The organism is Novosphingobium sp. YAF33, assembly GCF_052113265.1.
Classification (GTDB): Bacteria; Pseudomonadota; Alphaproteobacteria; order Sphingomonadales; family Sphingomonadaceae; genus Novosphingobium.
In genome coordinates this window covers 192,310-205,522 of record NZ_JBFRCW010000008.1, presented here as the reverse complement: position 1 = coordinate 205,522, position 13,213 = coordinate 192,310, and the positions used below count along the sequence as shown (strand labels likewise).

The window sequence follows — 13,213 nt, the reverse complement described above, 5'->3', positions numbered from 1 at the left end:
AGCTGATGCCGTACCGGCAATACCAGCGTACCGCCCACAGGATGACCTCGCCGGTAAAATGCCGCCCTTTGAAATCGTTCATCGCAACCGACCTTGAAAGCCCTCGAACCAAACCATGGCGACCGCGTCAGAATTTGCAACAGAGCCGCTCGCCGCGCGGCGTCGGTACAACAACCTGATCATTTTCGGTCCGCAGCGGTGCGCAGGGGCCATCGATCAGGACTACACCTGCCCTAGCAAGCCGAAGCTTTTCGTCATCTGAGAGGTCGTGGTCCCCATCAGTAGCGATCAGCGTCACATCTCTGGTGTACATCCGCAGAAAGATTGCTTCCTTGAAACCATGGGAGCCGGTGCCCAAAACACCGACCCGCTTATCGGTGACCTCGTACCCGTCACATATCGGGCAATAGCGAAGCAGTCCGCGGCGCAACGCTGCGTCGTGGATGTCGGGTGCGATCTGGGGGCGATTATTGACTACGCCGGTGCAGAGCAGGACAGTGCGCGCAGACCATTCACGGCCTTGGGCGCGAGCAACAAAACCCTCTTCGTTCCTTTCCAGGCCCTCGATCAAACCTTCGGTCACGTCCGCCCCAAAGTCGGCAGCCTGATCACGCATCAACGCAAGAAGTTCGGTGCCAGCTATCCCGCCCGGGTATCCGGCATGATTGTGTGTACGCGGGATCATGGCCGCTCTGCTATGCCCCGCATCGACAATCGCGATCGAAAAGTGAAATCGCGCAAGATAAATGGCGGCCGTTAGCCCAGCGGGTCCTGCGCCAATGACAAGACAGTCGAGCGGCTGTTTCATTGGGTGCGCAAACGGCGATGCGGCATGCCGGTCCCTTGTTCAAGACAACCTTGCTGGAACTCGTGGCCTCGGCACGGGTTGCAAAACAGGCAGGTGTGAAAAGGAAGCGCAACATGGCAGATGATAAATCTCAGCGCGGAGGCGCCGATCGCCGCACTGTCGCCGGCGGCGAGGACTATGAGGTCGACTACTTCGCCCGAAAGCATGGTCTCCCTGTCGAGCAGGCTCAGAAGCTCATCGACCGATTCGGCAATGATCGCGCGACGCTGGACGCTGAGGCGGAAAAGCTCACCAAGGAATGAGCGGAATGGGGTTGGCCAAAGGCCGACCCCGACTTCATGGCAGGTTTCTATGGATTCCCGGGACAAGCAGGCCGCATCCACTTCGCCGAGATCTGGTGATCGCCCGGCCTTGCTGATCCTGGATATGGTCAACTGCTTTGATTTTGAGGGGGCCGAGGCTCTGGAGCCCCGGGCTCTCGAAGCGGCACGGCGAATAGATCGCCTACGCCAGGAGTTTCGCGCGCACGGTTGGCCAGTCGTGTACGTGAACGATAATTTTGGCGAATGGCATTCAGAACCTTCCAAGCTGGTAGCGCGCGCGCTTGAAAAGGATAATCCAGTCACAGAAATGGTGAAGCCGCAGCACGGCGACTTTTTCATCATCAAGCCGCAATTTTCCGGTTTCTACGCGACGAACCTGCCGGTGCTGCTACCGCAGCTGGGCGTCAGCAAATTGGTGCTGTGCGGAATCGCTGCCGATATCTGCGTGCTGTTCACCGCAGCGGATGCCCATATGCGCGAATACGACCTATGGGTGCCTGAAGATGCCGTGGCCGCCGAGAATGATGAACGGGGCCAATGGGCCCTGGAGATCATGGCACAGAGCATGCGCGCCGAGACGGCTGCCACGTCCCAGAAAACTATGTGCGAATGGCTTGCTGATCTGATGCACTAGGCGAGGTTGTGTCGAACTCAATTGTTTCTCGCGCGTTTCCATCCAAAGCAAATCGGCGAGAGGCATCGGCATGCGGCTGCTTAAAAATAATGGGCTTACGATTGCCCTTCTGGCACTTTTTGCCGCTTGCATTGCTGGGCAATATATCGCCGGCTGGTATGTCGAGCTGGAGGACGCCCGGCGCCATGCCCAGCCTGGCCTGACGCTATTTACCTATGCCGCCAGCCCTCAATTTCTCTCTTCGGTGTTCGAGAATTGGGAGAGCGAGTTCCTGCAGATGGCAGCCTATGTCGTGCTTACGGCTTTCCTGATCCAGCGCGGCTCGGCGGAATCGAAGGACCCGGATGCTCCCCCTCGCGATAATGATCTGGACCAGAAAGCCCAAGAAAACGGCGCCCCGTCGATCTTGCGCAAAGGTCCGCTTTGGCGCGCGATATACGCTCGCTCCCTTGGCATGGCATTGATCCTGCTGTTTGTCGCGTCGTTCACGTTGCATTGGATCAACAGCGCGCATGCCTCAGCGCAAGAGGCTTTGGAACATGGGGAAACACCTACGACCGTCCTTGCCTACCTCGGCGACGCGCAACTGTGGTTCGAATCGTTCCAGAACTGGCAGAGCGAATTTCTCTCGACGGCCGTACTCGTGGTCCTTTCCATATTCCTGCGTCAGAAAGAATCTCCGGAATCAAAGACAGTGGCAGCGCCGAACGCGCAGACTGGAGAATAAGCAGCCTGAACGATGCAGGGGGGCACAACATTTGCGAACAACGGAGCCCCTAGATGGATAGAATCTTCACCGGCATTGCTACAAAGTGCGCCCAGTTGATGGGTCAACCGCTGGCCTTCATCATCTCCGCCCTGTTCATTGTCGTATGGGCGGTGAGTGGCCCATTCATGCACTACTCGGATACCTGGCAGCTGATCGTCAATACCGCGACCACGGTCCTGACATTCCTTGCGGTCTTCCTCATACAGAACAGCCAGAATCGTGACGGCGCGGCCATGCAGGCAAAGCTGGACGAAATTATCAGGGCTCTGGACAAGGCACGGGTGGAATTTGTCGGCATCGAGCATCTGACGGATGCGCAGATCGCCCGCATCCGCGAAGCGCTCGAAGCGGACATCAAGGATGAAGACAACAAGCAGAAGACCGCAGCGCCGAGCGTGGAACGGCTGCTGGGTCGATACTGATGTAAGTTTCCTCGGGGCAGCGCGCTTCCACACATGTGCGGGAAGGGAACGCAGCGCCTTTTTCGGGATTTGAGAAGGTTCTCGATCGGAGCAGATATGGCACGGGCGACTAAGGCGAAAGCAACCTCGGCAGAAGAGCGGCTCGCGAAATATCGCGAAAAGCGGGATTTCGCGCGTACCGCGGAACCCTCTGGTGCCACCGAGCCGACATCAGGTAATGGCTTCGTTGTCCAGAAGCATGCCGCGACCCGCCTGCATTATGACTTCCGCCTCGAGCTGGACGGCACTCTGGTCAGCTGGGCCGTAACCCGAGGGCCGAGCGCTAACCCCGACGACAAACGCCTGGCGGTGCGTACCGAAGACCACCCCCTCGACTATGCCCGTTTCGAGGGGACCATCCCCAAGGGTGAGTATGGCGGCGGCACCGTAATGCTTTGGGACAACGGCACCTGGGAGCCGGTTCCGGGCAAGGACCCGACCAAAACCCTTGCCGAAGGGCATCTGCATTTCACCCTTCATGGCCGGCGTATGAAGGGCGAGTGGATCATGTTCCGCCTCAAGCCACGTGGAAAGGAGAAGGGTGAAAACTGGATCCTGCGTAAGGTCGAGGACGAGTTTGCCGGCGGCTCGGACGACCTTATCGGCATCCATCTCACGAGCGTCGAGAGCGGAAGGACGATGGAAGAGATCGCCGCAGGCAAGCCGATCAGGGAACAAGCGGGTAAAGCCAAAGACCTGCCCGCGAAACATAGATCATCGCGCCCCACGGCCCGTCGGAGCAAGACTAAAGGCAAGCTTCCACCATTCCAAGCTGTCCAGCTGGCGGCTCTCGTCGATCACGTGCCACCGGGCGATCGCTGGCTGCATGAACTGAAATATGACGGCTATCGAACGCTCATTGCCATCGGCGGCGGCGAGGGTCGGGCCTATACCCGTTCAGGTCTGGACTGGTCAGATCGGTTTGCGGGTCTTATCACAGAGGCCACCCAGCTTAACGTTGAAAGCGCGCTGATCGATGGCGAGGCGGTGGTAACGCTGCCTGATGGCCGGACAAGTTTCCAGGCGCTRCAAGCCGCGTTGAAGGATAACCCCGGGGCCATCGACTATTTTGCGTTCGACCTGCTCGAATTGAATGGGGAGGATCTCACCAGCTTGCCGCTTATCGAGCGCAAGGAGAAGTTGGCGCGTATTCTTGAGGGCCACAAGGGTCCGCTGCGCTATTCAGACCATATCGTCGGCAACGGTGAAAAGCTGCTGACCAGCTTTTGCGAGGCGGGGTTGGAAGGGGTCATATCGAAACGCGTCGACGCTCGATATAGCGGCTCGCGGAGCGGTGGCTGGGTCAAGACCAAGTGCATACGTAGGCAGGAGTTCGTCATTGTAGGCTGGACGCCTTCTGACAAACAGCGGGGGTTCCGCTCGCTTCTTTTGGGCGTAAACGATGAGGGAAAGCTGCGGTACGCCGGTAAGGTCGGTACGGGATTTACCGGCGACGAGATAGAGCGCCTTCTGGAAATCATGGCGCCTCTCGCGCGAAAGGACCCGACGGTTCAGGCACCGCGTGCCGCGGTGCGCGGCGCCCACTGGATCGAAGCGAAACTGGTCGCCGAGATTGCCTACCTCGAGTTCACCGATGAGGGGGTGCTGCGCCATCCCAGCTACCTTGGGCTTCGAGAAGACAAGAAGCCCGAAGCGGTGGTAATCGAGAAGGAAGCACCGGTGGCGGTCGCTACGGCCGCGCCCGCGAGCACGGTGAAAGTGACCAACCGGGATCGAGTGATCTTTCCGGAGAGCAAGCTCACCAAGGGCGAGCTGGCAGACTATTATGAAACCGTTGCGCCGATCATGCTGCCCTGGGCCGGAAGCCGGCCCATCAGTCTCGTTCGCTGTCCGCAAGGCCGCGCAAAAAAGTGTTTCTTCCAGAAACATGATGCGGGCAGCTTCGGCGATGACGTCAAGCACATCGGCATTCGCGAAAAGGACGGGCATGAAGAGGCATATCTTTTCATCGACACTCCCGCAGGTCTGCTGACATGTGTGCAAATGGGCACGATCGAATTCCATGGCTGGGGCGCGCGCATCGAGGACGTCGAAAAGGCCGACAGGCTGGTTTTCGATCTTGATCCCGATGAAGGACTTGGGTTCAAGGATGTCGTCTCAGCCGCTTTCCATGTGCGCGATCTCCTCGCCCAGATGGGACTTACCACTTTTCCTATGGTCACCGGCGGCAAGGGGGTTCATGTGATCGCCCCGCTCACGCCGTCGGCCGAATGGCCGCAGGTGAAGGATTTTGCGCATCGGTTCGCGCAAGCCCTGGAGCAGGCAGAACCCGATCGCTATACAGCCGCGTTGTCAAAGGCCAGGCGGACGGGGCGCATATTCGTCGACTACTTGCGTAACCAGCGCGGCGCGACCGCTGTGATGCCCTACAGCGCCCGCAGTCGCGAGCTTGCGCCCATCGCCGTTCCCCTGACATGGGATGAACTGCACGATCTCGACGCGCCGTCGCACTGGCATATCGGTGACGGCGCTGAAATGTTGAAGCGTGCGTCATCCAAGAACCTCGCCCACTGGGGACGCGCCGACCAAGTATTGCCGGATTTGTAGCAACTGGCCCAGGCTCAATCCAAAAGAAAAAGGCCGGCAAAGCCGGCCTTGAAGTTTAGGAGAGCATGCCTGAAAGGCAGGGCCATACCGCATCTGCGAAGACGTTTTTGCAAGTGCGAAATGGACGGGCAAGTGATGCCACGCCGGATGCTCAAAAACTGACTGACAGCCATGGCGCATCTTCCAAAGTCGAACAAGGAAGTTACGCTTGCGATGTGATGGCAAAAAAGTCGCGCGCCCATCCTGACGCTGGCTTCACAGGCTGCTATCAGCACGACCGGGCCTCTTGGCCATGACGCGCTGATGAGGTTAATTCGTGACGCACACCCTTCCCCGCTTTTCAACCGGGATCCCTGGCCTGGACACCGTTTTTGGCGGCGGCTTCGTCGAGGGCGCCTCCTACATCGTGCAAGGTCAGCCCGGCGCTGGCAAGACGATCCTGGGCAATCAGATTGCCTTCGCGACGGCAGGTGTGGGCAAGAAGGTGCTCTACGTCACGCTGCTTGCCGAGACGCATGATCGGCTATTCCAGTCGCTTTCAACGCTGAGCTTCTTCGAAAAAGACCGGCTCGGTAGCAACATCGTCTACGTCAGCGTTTTTCAGACCCTCACTAAGGAGGGGCTTGGCGCCGTAGTCGATTTGCTGCGCAAGGAAACCAAGCGTCAAAACGCTTCGCTGATCGTCTTTGATGGCCTGCTAAATGCTCGTGACCGCGCCGAGACGGACCTCGACGTCAAGACGTTCGTGGCTGAGGTTCAGAGCCAGGCTGCGTTTGTGGGTTGCACCGTCCTGTTCCTGACCAGCGCCGGGATTCATGACGACAGCCCGGAGCACACGATGGTGGACGGTGTGCTCGAACTTCATGACGAACTTGTCGGTGTCCGCACCGTACGCCGCCTCCGCACGCGTAAGTCGCGGGGCAGCGTGGCCCTTGGCGGGTATCATCAATATGAGATCGGCGATGACGGAATTGCTGTCTTCCCACGGATTGAGGCCGCATTTCATACCCCGTCTGCGACCGATAAACCGGACCCCAGGCCTTTACGCTCGGGGATCCAGGGCTTCGACGAAATCACTGGTGGCGGACTACCACAAGGGTCTATCACGTTGCTCATCGGGCCTTCTGGTTGCGGCAAGACATCTTTTGGCCTCAATTTCCTCTCGGCTTCCTCGGCAGCGGAACCCGGCCTCCATTTCGGCTTTTACGAGTCTCCGGAACGTCTGCTGTTAAAAGCGAACGCGCTGGGCCTCGACCTCAAGGGAAATGTCGAAAGGGAAGAGGTCGATATCTTGTGGCAGCCGCTGACTGAAAATCTTATCGACAAGATGGCCTATCGTCTCCTCGACGCCGTCTCGGCGCGGGGCGTGAAGCGGCTGTTCATCGATTCTCTCGGTGGGTTCGAGCGCGCAGCCGTTCATCCTCCCCGCCTCGTGGAATTCTTTGCGGCCCTAACGAACGAATTGCGCGCCATGGGCGTTACCGCTGTTGGCACGTGGGAATTGCGTGACCTCTTCGCGTCCGGGGTTGCAGCACCAGGGCCGGAGATTTCCAGTCTGCTCGATAACCTCATAATGATGCGCCAAGTTGAAATCCGGTCCGAGTACAAGCGTGTTTTGTCCGTGCTAAAGATCCGTGACCAGTCGTTCCAGGCGGCTCCGCAGGAAGTCTACATCGACGGGCACGGCCTTGCGATCCGGGGACAGTTTGAACAGGCCACCGGGATATCGACCGGATTGGCAAAGCCCCTCGAAGCATGACAGCGGTCATGGACAAGATCCCTTGGCGGAGTTCTCCATGAAGATAGTCATTGCCGAGGACGAGTTCCTGATCGCCGACTTGCTGGTCGTTAGCCTCGAAGATGCCGGCCACGAGGTGCACGACGCCGCACATGGTGTCGATGCGCTGAAGCTGGTCCGCACCCTGGAACCTGATCTGGTCATTACGGACTTCATGATGCCTTTGATGACGGGACTCGAACTGGCCGAAACGATGAAGGCTGACAGCGTCCTGCAGGGCATCCCCATTATCTTGGTGAGCGGTGCCCAGGGTGGCATAGCAAGGTCTCGTGCCGATCTTTTTGACCTGGTGTTTGACAAGCCCTATGCAATGGATCGCTTGCTCACTGCTGTTGCAGCTCTGGGCGGGAAAAGGGGTCAGCCTTAATAGCTGCGAAAGTTGCCATGGGTATGGACGAGGAAGATGGGTCTTCACAGCGACGCGCATTGAGCGCTGCCGATCGGCTCGCAGCCATCATTGAGTCTTCCGACGATGCCATCATCGGCAAGACGCTTGATGGCATTATCACGGATTGGAATGCCGGCGCCGAGCGGATTTTCGGCTATTCGTCCAGCGAGATCGTAGGCGCTTCGATCCTGACCCTGATTCCGGAGGACCGCAGGACTGAGGAAAACGAGATCATCGCGCGCCTTAAAAAAGGGGAACGGGTCGAGCATTTCGAAACCTTGCGCAAGCGCAAGGACGGGGTGCTGATCCATATTTCCCTGACCGCGTCCCCGATCAAAGCGGCCGACGGACAGGTAATCGGGGCCTCGAAAATCGCACGCGACATCACCGTGCGCAAACAAACCGAGGCATTGCTTACCCAGCAATCCGAGCGTCTGCAAACCCTCTACCGCGTCGCCAGCGAAATCTCCCGCGATCTAGATCTTGACCGGATTGTGCAGGCAGTGACTGACATTGGCACCGAACTGAGCGGCGCGAAATTCGGTGCATTCTTCTATAATGTTATCAATGCCGCCGGTGAATCCTACCAGCTCTATACCCTTTCAGGTGCTACCCGAGAGGCTTTCAATTTTGGAATGCCTCGCAACACCGCCGTTTTTGCACCGACCTTTGCAGGCGAAGGCGTAATTCGCTCCGACGATATCCGGAATGATCAGCGCTACGGGCACAGTGCACCGCACCTCGGCATGCCCATGGGGCACCTCCCCGTCGTCAGCTACCTCGCGGTGCCCGTGACGTCGGTGTCGGGTGTAGTGCTAGGCGGGTTGTTTTTTGCCCATGACGAACCCGGTAAGTTCACGGCTGACACCGAGAACCTCGTCTCCGCAATCGCAGCTCAGACCGCTGTCGCGATGGACAATGCACGACTGCACAAGGCGGCGCAGCAGGAAATCGAGCAGCGAAAGCGTGCGGAGGAAGCGAATGAGCTGCTTCTCCACGAACTGAAACACCGGGTCAAAAATACGCTGGCGACGATCCAGGCGGTGGCCATGCAAACGTTTCGCCAGGCCCCGGGCGCGGAGAAGGAGGCATTCAACGCGCGCCTCTTCGCCCTCTCCGAAGCGCATGATCTGCTCACGCAGCGCGATTGGGAAGCGGTCAACGTCACCCATATCGTACAACGGGCCGTATCCCCTTTCGCTGCTGAGGCCGATAGGCGGTTCGAAATCACCGGGCCGGACGTGGAAATCTCGGCTGAGCGCGCGCTGCAGCTTGCCATGGTTCTTCATGAACTGGCCACGAACGCAGCGAAATATGGGGCTCTTTCCAACCTGACCGGAACGGTGAAGATTGCCTGGGAGCTTTACGTCGAGGGTAATATTGAATTCCTGAAAATCAGGTGGCTCGAGACTGGCGGGCCGAAGGTGGCCTCCCCCGACCGAAAAGGGTTTGGCTCGCGGATGATCTCACGCGCCCTTCGCGGCGAGGGTTGCGGGGCCGAATTCGATTTTCGCCCCGAAGGCTTATGCGTCCGACTTAGATTTACTCTTAGCTGACGTGAGTTGGCTGCCACGTGGATGAAAAGGGCGCGTCGCATCGCAACGCACCCTTTTTAGAGAGCCGCAGGCCTTACCGGGATTATCTTGTAATCGAAGGCCTACATTCTGGGCACATGGAGCCGGTTTTCTCGGTTCGAAGGCGTGGCCTTTTGGTCGCCGGTTTTAGGCGACGGGCGCGCCAAGTTCGACTTCCACCGGGCCGAGAGTCCGCGTGGTCGGCGTTGGCAGACCGTCGGCTTCGAACTGGGCTTGTAGTTCGGCCTTTCGCTCGGCCATTTGAGCGCCGAGTGTATCCAAATCCACGTCCGCCGCGCGCGCCTGCGCGAACATGCCCTCCTTGGGCATTTCTTCTTCATGGACGTGATGTTTGATTTCCTCGGACAGAACGGTCACCTTGGCTTCCCAGAAATCTTGGCCAGGTTCTCCGGCCAGGATCTGGCTAATCAGCAGCTTGGCACCATCATGCTCGACATGCGCCTCGTCGTACATGTCGTCCTCGATCTTACCCTTGAGGGCAGGATAGAAGATTTCTTCCTCGATGATTGTGTGAATAATCAACTCGGTGCAAATTTGCTTCGCTAGCGTCGCCTGCTTGGTCGGAGCCTTGGCACTCTCAAATTTCTCGAACAGTTCCTCAACAGTACGGTGGTCGGCCTTGAGCAAAGCGATCGCATCCTGCGCTTTCTTGGTCATGGTTTTTCCTTCGCTGTTATCTTTCGGCAGGTAGCCTGCCTCCCGCGATAACCGGCGATCCAGACTTTCGCTCCTGTTGCGGATCACTCTCAAATGGCTTGGCGGATGACCTACTCCGTACCCGCGCAAGGGCAGGCACTCCTGAACGATGAAAAGCGTTCAGCGACGGTCGCGCTAGGCTATCTCCGTGGGTGCCGCGGGCCAGTCTCCGTCAGCGAGAGGCGGCAGGCTTTCGAACCAATCGCGAGCGCGCCGCAGCTTTAGCCCGTCGCAAGCGAAGTCGATCTGCGTTCGGTCAACGGCACGAAGTTCCTCGCCGATACCGCCGACACCGTTGGCGGCCACCACGACGTAACTAACGCTGCCGTCCTCACAGGTAACGAGCGCTTCGACCGCCTTGCCGATCGGCTCGCCATCGCTGGTCGTCACAGGCATGCCGGCCATGCCTGTCGCGGTGAACAGTGTGGGATAGGCGGAGCGCCGACTTGCTTCGGTGGCTGACCTACCGCCATCCTCGTACGCCCGCTGCTTGCCCAGCCAGCGCCAGATACCGATCAGGTTGACAAGGGTCAGAAAGCCATTGGTAGCCAGTAAATTGGTCTGCTCCGTCGTCAGGCCGACGACCGACCATGCGATTGAGCCTATAGCGAAGACGACGAAGCCCCAGCCTGTGACCCGCGTACCGAGATTGGCTCCGGTCATCATGGCGGCGATCATCGTGGCAGCGGGCGCGATCCAACCAGCGACGTTTTCCAAGCGGCAACTCCTTAGTCGGATAGAACCGAGGAACGCGAAGCGCTGCTCCTGGTGCCCAAGGGAGAAGAGATTTCATCGCGGAGTATGCTGCGATGCGAGGTACGATGTAACCGCAAATGCCCTCGCTTCAGTCGAAGGCGCGGCCTCATGGAGTGGTTCTCGGTAAAGCGTGAAGGCCGGCGGCCGACTGGCCTTTTCACGCCGTCAGCGCCTTGCGGAATGCCCGCTCCAGCTCGTCGTTGGCAAAGGACCTGCGGAGCACCGGACCGGCCGGGTCGCAGGGCATGCACGCGTCCGGCGTGGACGTGACGAAGACCGTATGTCGCTGAGTTCATCGTGGATGCGCGCGGCCGCGGGGCCGGTGCGTTCGTTCAACTTCACGTCGGAGGTGATGAACGTGGGTTGGTCGTACCGGGCGGAAATTACCGCATCGGTTTCATGTTCGACGATATGAAGCTGGTCGTGCCCGCGTCCTCCGGAGCATTCTGTATCAACATGGCGATCAGCGGGCCGTCTCGATAATCAGTACGTGGATGGCATCACCTTTTCATCGCCCTTTCCCAAGCAGCGAACACCGCAGGTTTTTCGATCCCGCGACGAGGGGTGGACACCTTTCCGGCCGTCGTTCGTTTACATCCGCGATGGAGAGAAATGCATGATGGCCGACCCCTCGCTCCGGAACCTGGAGGAAGAATTCACAGCGTTCGTTCGCGACCCAGCGTTCCCTTGCGTTGGGGCGAAGTCGGCGCTGGCCAAGGGTTCGCTCAAGGTCGTCGCGGCGCGCGACCTGACCAGCGCCTGGAACGACGTGGTGATCCATCGGGAGCTGCTGCAGTGGAGCCAGAACTATCAGGGCGACCCGGAAGGACTGCGCAGCCTGGCCGTCGTCTTCGAAGGCCCCGACGACCTCGACGAGCGCGCGTTCGAACACGCGATGTGGGAGCGCATCCAGTCCTTCGCGGACAAGGACGCCTGGCTTGGCCAGCCCTACGACGATGCGGTAAGCCCTGATCCGGAGGACCCGCACTTCTCGCTCAGCTTCGGTGGCAGCGCGTTCTTCGTCGTTGGCCTACACCCCAATGCCTCGCGGCCCGCGCGACGTTTCACGCGCCCGGTGCTGGTGTTCAACCTGCACGAACAGTTCGAGAGACTACGCGCCCAAGGCCGCTACGAGCGCATGCGCGAGCGCATCCTCGACCGTGACCTCGCCATCGCGGGCTCGCTCAATCCGATGCTAGCGCGCCACGGCGAGGCGAGCGAGGCGCGCCAGTACAGCGGTCGCGTGGTCGAGCCGGACTGGGGCTGCCCGTTCAGGGACCCGCGTGTATGAGCGATGCGAAAGTGATTGAGCCCAAAGTGATCGGCCCGCGCAGCGGTGCCGCCTTCCTGCTCGGGGCGGGCGAGATACTCACCGTGACCGATCCGCAGGGCTGCCAGGTCGCCGACCTGCTGGCCTTCGCGGCGCACGACGTGCGCGAGGTCATCTCGAACGGGCGCACGTTCGACTATGAGGAGACCATCAGCCTCACCACCGGCAACCGGCTCTGGTCCAACCGCTCGCGGGTGCTGCTGGAGATCGTCGAGGACACCGTCGGCCGACACGACTTCCTGCTGACGCCCTGCAGCGAGGCGACATTCCGGCACTTCTATCCCGACAAGCCGGTCCATCGCGGATGTTTCGGCAACCTCGCCGCAGCGCTCTCGCCCTACGGGATCGACGAGGACGCGATCCCCACCGCGTTCAACCTGTTCATGAATGTGCCGGTGGAGCAAGATACGGGGCGCATCTCGGTGATCCCGCCCACCAGCGTCGCGGGCGACCTGATCCGCCTGCGCGCCGCCGAGGACTGCGTGATCGGGCTGACCGCCTGCTCGGCCTATGCATCGAACGGCGGGTCGTTCAAGCCGATCCATTACGCCATCCAACCGGCGCTGGCCCCGGCCTAGACCGGCAGGCCGGGGCCGGTTCCGCCCTAGCTCATCGAGATCAGGAACAGCGCGTTGCCGATTCGGGCTTTGATGTCCTCGCCCAAGGGACAGCGAAGGCGGCAGCAAGTTCGATTACGGTGTGCCTTGGGAACTTTACCAGTGCCCTCGCGCTCTCAACAGCTGTAAAGGGAGTAGATGCATGTCCGCCACCATCAAGGCACTGTTTCCTGGCCGCCGGGAAGTCGAGCTTGCAGTCGAGCACCTCGTTCAGGAATATGGCATAGAACGGACCGACATCTTCATCGAGCCCGCCGGGAGCAAAAACAGCGCTGGCGACGAGCCTGCCGGGGCGGACGTCGCGAGCGGACAAAACCGGGAAACGCCCGAGGGCTCCGGCGCGGCATACGAAGGTCAGCTTGTCGTCTCGGTGGATATGAACGAGGATGAAGGCGATGCGGTCATCCAGGCTTTTCGCGACGCTGGTGCGGTTGAAGTCGCCGGCGGCTAATCTGTCAGCGGGTGTCCTA

General features: G+C 59.8%; 14 protein-coding genes and 1 pseudogene. 11 read left to right on the top strand and 4 right to left on the bottom strand.

Features of this window, described 5'->3' with window-relative positions; genetic code table 11:
* Both AB4Z00_RS18680 and AB4Z00_RS18675 read right to left on the bottom strand, forming a co-directional pair.
* Nucleotides 1–82 (bottom strand): annotated as a pseudogene (locus AB4Z00_RS18680) (IS6 family transposase); the annotation flags it as partial.
* 45 nt (nt 83–127) lie between these two features.
* Nucleotides 128–808, bottom strand: coding sequence for an NAD(P)/FAD-dependent oxidoreductase (locus AB4Z00_RS18675; RefSeq protein ID WP_442046882.1), 681 nt, complete (start codon nt 806–808; stop codon nt 128–130).
* 35 nt (nt 809–843) lie between these two features.
* Here AB4Z00_RS18675 and AB4Z00_RS18670 point away from each other — a divergent pair, with 35 nt between their 5' ends.
* The 8 genes from AB4Z00_RS18670 (at nt 844) to AB4Z00_RS18635 (ending at nt 9,305) form a co-directional block, all read left to right on the top strand.
* Entirely contained in the window at nt 844–1,110 is a 267-nt protein-coding gene (locus AB4Z00_RS18670) for a DUF3606 domain-containing protein (protein ID WP_442046881.1), read from the top strand.
* 49 nt (nt 1,111–1,159) lie between these two features.
* The gene (locus tag AB4Z00_RS18665) at nt 1,160–1,765 is read left to right on the top strand and encodes an isochorismatase family cysteine hydrolase (protein ID WP_442046880.1); all 606 of its coding nucleotides are present in this window, start codon (nt 1,160–1,162) and stop codon (nt 1,763–1,765) included.
* A gap of 70 nt (nt 1,766–1,835) precedes the next feature.
* Nucleotides 1,836–2,492, top strand: coding sequence for a DUF6766 family protein (locus AB4Z00_RS18660; protein ID WP_442046879.1), 657 nt, complete (start codon nt 1,836–1,838; stop codon nt 2,490–2,492).
* 53 nt (nt 2,493–2,545) lie between these two features.
* Nucleotides 2,546–2,956, top strand: coding sequence for a low affinity iron permease family protein (locus AB4Z00_RS18655; protein WP_442046878.1), 411 nt, complete (start codon nt 2,546–2,548; stop codon nt 2,954–2,956).
* A gap of 96 nt (nt 2,957–3,052) precedes the next feature.
* Complete coding sequence (gene ligD / locus AB4Z00_RS18650; protein ID WP_442046877.1) at nt 3,053–5,563, top strand: DNA ligase D; 2,511 nt, start codon at nt 3,053–3,055, stop codon at nt 5,561–5,563.
* Nucleotides 5,564–5,879: 316 nt separating this feature from the next.
* Nucleotides 5,880–7,322, top strand: a complete 1,443-nt coding sequence (locus tag AB4Z00_RS18645) for an ATPase domain-containing protein (RefSeq protein ID WP_442046876.1) — start codon at nt 5,880–5,882, stop codon at nt 7,320–7,322.
* 37 nt (nt 7,323–7,359) lie between these two features.
* Complete coding sequence (locus AB4Z00_RS18640; RefSeq protein WP_442046875.1) at nt 7,360–7,728, top strand: response regulator; 369 nt, start codon at nt 7,360–7,362, stop codon at nt 7,726–7,728.
* Between the two features lie 17 nt (nt 7,729–7,745).
* The gene (locus tag AB4Z00_RS18635; RefSeq protein WP_442046874.1) at nt 7,746–9,305 is read left to right on the top strand and encodes a sensor histidine kinase; all 1,560 of its coding nucleotides are present in this window, start codon (nt 7,746–7,748) and stop codon (nt 9,303–9,305) included.
* A gap of 165 nt (nt 9,306–9,470) precedes the next feature.
* Here the strand turns inward: AB4Z00_RS18635 and AB4Z00_RS18630 are convergent, their stop codons facing one another.
* Nucleotides 9,471–10,001: a hemerythrin domain-containing protein gene (locus AB4Z00_RS18630; RefSeq protein WP_442046873.1), complete on the bottom strand. Its 531-nt coding sequence runs from the start codon at nt 9,999–10,001 to the stop codon at nt 9,471–9,473.
* Between the two features lie 174 nt (nt 10,002–10,175).
* Nucleotides 10,176–10,718, bottom strand: coding sequence for a PRC-barrel domain-containing protein (locus AB4Z00_RS18625; protein WP_442046887.1), 543 nt, complete (start codon nt 10,716–10,718; stop codon nt 10,176–10,178).
* Nucleotides 10,719–11,412: 694 nt separating this feature from the next.
* Between AB4Z00_RS18625 and gntA the strand changes: the two genes are divergently transcribed.
* The 3 genes from gntA (at nt 11,413) to AB4Z00_RS18610 (ending at nt 13,194) form a co-directional block, all read left to right on the top strand.
* Nucleotides 11,413–12,087: a guanitoxin biosynthesis heme-dependent pre-guanitoxin N-hydroxylase GntA gene (gntA, locus tag AB4Z00_RS18620; protein ID WP_442046872.1), complete on the top strand. Its 675-nt coding sequence runs from the start codon at nt 11,413–11,415 to the stop codon at nt 12,085–12,087.
* The gene (locus AB4Z00_RS18615; protein ID WP_442046871.1) at nt 12,084–12,704 is read left to right on the top strand and encodes a DUF1989 domain-containing protein; all 621 of its coding nucleotides are present in this window, start codon (nt 12,084–12,086) and stop codon (nt 12,702–12,704) included. Before gntA ends, AB4Z00_RS18615 begins: the two co-directional genes overlap by 4 nt.
* A gap of 181 nt (nt 12,705–12,885) precedes the next feature.
* Nucleotides 12,886–13,194: a hypothetical protein gene (locus AB4Z00_RS18610; RefSeq protein WP_442046870.1), complete on the top strand. Its 309-nt coding sequence runs from the start codon at nt 12,886–12,888 to the stop codon at nt 13,192–13,194.
* Nucleotides 13,195–13,213 lie beyond the last annotated feature (19 nt).

What these genes read in the sequence shown, in the direction of transcription:
- AB4Z00_RS18675 (WP_442046882.1), bottom strand. Translation starts at nt 808, where the DNA reads ATGAAACAGCCGCTCGACTGTCTTGTCATTGGCGCAGGACCCGCTGGG.
- AB4Z00_RS18665 (WP_442046880.1), top strand. Translation starts at nt 1,160, where the DNA reads ATGGATTCCCGGGACAAGCAGGCCGCATCCACTTCGCCGAGATCTGGT.
- AB4Z00_RS18660 (WP_442046879.1), top strand. Translation starts at nt 1,836, where the DNA reads ATGCGGCTGCTTAAAAATAATGGGCTTACGATTGCCCTTCTGGCACTT.
- AB4Z00_RS18655 (WP_442046878.1), top strand. Translation starts at nt 2,546, where the DNA reads ATGGATAGAATCTTCACCGGCATTGCTACAAAGTGCGCCCAGTTGATG.
- AB4Z00_RS18640 (WP_442046875.1), top strand. Translation starts at nt 7,360, where the DNA reads ATGAAGATAGTCATTGCCGAGGACGAGTTCCTGATCGCCGACTTGCTG.
- AB4Z00_RS18635 (WP_442046874.1), top strand. Translation starts at nt 7,746, where the DNA reads ATGGGTATGGACGAGGAAGATGGGTCTTCACAGCGACGCGCATTGAGC.
- AB4Z00_RS18630 (WP_442046873.1), bottom strand. Translation starts at nt 10,001, where the DNA reads ATGACCAAGAAAGCGCAGGATGCGATCGCTTTGCTCAAGGCCGACCAC.
- AB4Z00_RS18625 (WP_442046887.1), bottom strand. Translation starts at nt 10,718, where the DNA reads ATGATCGCCGCCATGATGACCGGAGCCAATCTCGGTACGCGGGTCACA.
- gntA (WP_442046872.1), top strand. Translation starts at nt 11,413, where the DNA reads ATGATGGCCGACCCCTCGCTCCGGAACCTGGAGGAAGAATTCACAGCG.
- AB4Z00_RS18615 (WP_442046871.1), top strand. Translation starts at nt 12,084, where the DNA reads ATGAGCGATGCGAAAGTGATTGAGCCCAAAGTGATCGGCCCGCGCAGC.
- AB4Z00_RS18610 (WP_442046870.1), top strand. Translation starts at nt 12,886, where the DNA reads ATGTCCGCCACCATCAAGGCACTGTTTCCTGGCCGCCGGGAAGTCGAG.